Origin of the sequence: Rhizobium sp. CFBP 13726, assembly GCF_014841925.1 — a bacterium.
Classification (GTDB): domain Bacteria; phylum Pseudomonadota; class Alphaproteobacteria; order Rhizobiales; family Rhizobiaceae; genus Neorhizobium; species Neorhizobium soli.
Genome location: NZ_JACYUU010000014.1, coordinates 1 through 2,659, shown reverse-complemented (window position 1 = coordinate 2,659; position 2,659 = coordinate 1). Strand labels below are relative to the sequence as shown.

General features: G+C 53.0%; 1 rRNA gene. It reads left to right on the top strand.

Going from position 1 to position 2,659, the window contains the following annotated elements:
- Positions 1-2,623: ribosomal RNA gene (locus IFT66_RS23300) — 23S ribosomal RNA — on the top strand; the annotation flags it as partial.
- Positions 2,624-2,659: the final 36 nt, after the last annotated feature.

Genomic DNA, 2,659 nt, shown 5'->3' with positions numbered 1-2,659 from the left:
AATAAGGTATCTACACCTGAATACATAGGGTGTAAGAAGCGAACTCAGGGAACTGAAACATCTAAGTACCTGAAGGAAAGGACATCAACCGAGACTCCGTAAGTAGTGGCGAGCGAACGCGGACCAGGCCAGTGGCAATGTTGAATAAAGCTGAACAGGTTGGAAAGCCTGGCTAGAGTGGGTGATAGCCCCGTAAGCGTAGAACAGACATTGTCCTTGAGTAGGGCGGGACACGTGAAATCCTGTCTGAACATGGGGAGACCACTCTCCAAGCCTAAGTACTCGTGCATGACCGATAGCGAACAAGTACCGTGAGGGAAAGGTGAAAAGCACCCCGACAAGGGGAGTGAAATAGAACCTGAAACCGGATGCCTACAAGCAGTCGGAGGGCGCTCTTTTTAGTAAGGGGCCTGACGGCGTACCTTTTGTATAATGGGTCAACGACTTAGTGTATCTAGCAAGCTTAAGCCGGTAGGTGTAGGCGCAGCGAAAGCGAGTCTGAATAGGGCGATTTAGTTAGATGCATTAGACCCGAAACCGAGTGATCTAGCCATGAGCAGGCTGAAGGTTGGGTAACACCAACTGGAGGGCCGAACCCGCATCTGTTGCAATAGATTGGGATGACTTGTGGCTAGGGGTGAAAGGCCAATCAAACTCGGAGATAGCTGGTTCTCCGCGAAATCTATTTAGGTAGAGCGTCGACCGAATACCCTCGGGGGTAGAGCACTGGATGGGCTATGGGGACTCACCGTCTTACTGATCCTAACCAAACTCCGAATACCGAGGAGTACTAGTCGGCAGACACACGGCGGGTGCTAACGTCCGTCGTGAAGAGGGCAACAACCCTGACCTCCAGCTAAGGTCCCCAAGTCATGGCTAAGTGGGAAAGGATGTGAGGATCCCAAAACAACCAGGATGTTGGCTTAGAAGCAGCCATCATTTAAAGAAAGCGTAACAGCTCACTGGTCTAAATAAGGGTCTTTGCGCCGAAAATGTAACGGGGCTAAAGCCATGCACCGAAGCTGAGGATATGCACGCAAGTGTATGTGGTAGCGGAGCGTTCCGTAAGTCTGTGAAGGAGGACCCGTGAGGGCCTCTGGAGATATCGGAAGTGCGAATGTTGACATGAGTAACGATAAAGGGGGTGAGAGACCCCCTCGCCGAAAGACCAAGGGTTCCTGCTTAAAGTTAATCTGAGCAGGGTTAGCCGGCCCCTAAGGCGAGGCAGAAATGCGTAGTCGATGGGAACCACGTTAATATTCGTGGGCCTGGTGGTAGTGACGGATCGCGTAAGTTGTACTTCCTTATTGGATTGGATGTGCAGCGGGGCGGTTCCAGGAAATAGCTCCACCGTATAGACCGTACCCGAAACCGACACAGGTGGTCAGGTAGAGCATACCAAGGCGCTTGAGAGAACTATGTTGAAGGAACTCGGCAAATTGCACGCGTAACTTCGGAAGAAGCGTGACCCCTTTTTACGCAAGTGGAAAGGGGTGGCACAGACCAGGGGGTAGCGACTGTTTATCAAAAACACAGGGCTCTGCGAAGTCGAAAGACGACGTATAGGGCCTGACGCCTGCCCGGTGCTGGAAGGTTAAAGGGAGAGGTGCAAGCTTTGAACTGAAGCCCCAGTAAACGGCGGCCGTAACTATAACGGTCCTAAGGTAGCGAAATTCCTTGTCGGGTAAGTTCCGACCTGCACGAATGGCGTAACGACTTCCCCGCTGTCTCCAACATAGACTCAGTGAAATTGAATTCCCCGTGAAGATGCGGGGTTCCTGCGGTTAGACGGAAAGACCCCGTGCACCTTTACTATAGCTTTACACTGGCATTCGTGTCGGCATGTGTAGGATAGGTGGTAGGCTTTGAAGCGGGGACGCCAGTTCTCGTGGAGCCATCCTTGAAATACCACCCTTATCGTCATGGATGTCTAACCGCGGTCCGTTATCCGGATCCGGGACAGTGTATGGTGGGTAGTTTGACTGGGGCGGTCGCCTCCGAAAGAGTAACGGAGGCGCGCGATGGTGGGCTCAGACCGGTCGGAAATCGGTCGTCGAGTGCAATGGCATAAGCCCGCCTGACTGCGAGACTGACAAGTCGAGCAGAGACGAAAGTCGGTCATAGTGATCCGGTGGTCCCGCGTGGAAGGGCCATCGCTCAACGGATAAAAGGTACGCCGGGGATAACAGGCTGATGACCCCCAAGAGTCCATATCGACGGGGTTGTTTGGCACCTCGATGTCGGCTCATCGCATCCTGGGGCTGGAGCAGGTCCCAAGGGTTTGGCTGTTCGCCAATTAAAGCGGTACGTGAGCTGGGTTCAGAACGTCGTGAGACAGTTCGGTCCCTATCTGCCGTGGGTGTAGGAATATTGACAGGATCTGTCCCTAGTACGAGAGGACCGGGATGGACATATCTCTGGTGGACCTGTTGTCGTGCCAACGGCATAGCAGGGTAGCTATATATGGAAGGGATAACCGCTGAAGGCATCTAAGCGGGAAACCCACCTGAAAACGAGTATTCCCTATCAGGGCCGTGGAAGACGACCACGTTGATAGGAGGCGTGTGGACGTGCAGTAATGCATGAAGCTTAGCCTTACTAATAGCCCGATTGGCTTCATCGTTCTCATTGACTATGCTCATCAAGGTGCTGCGCACCT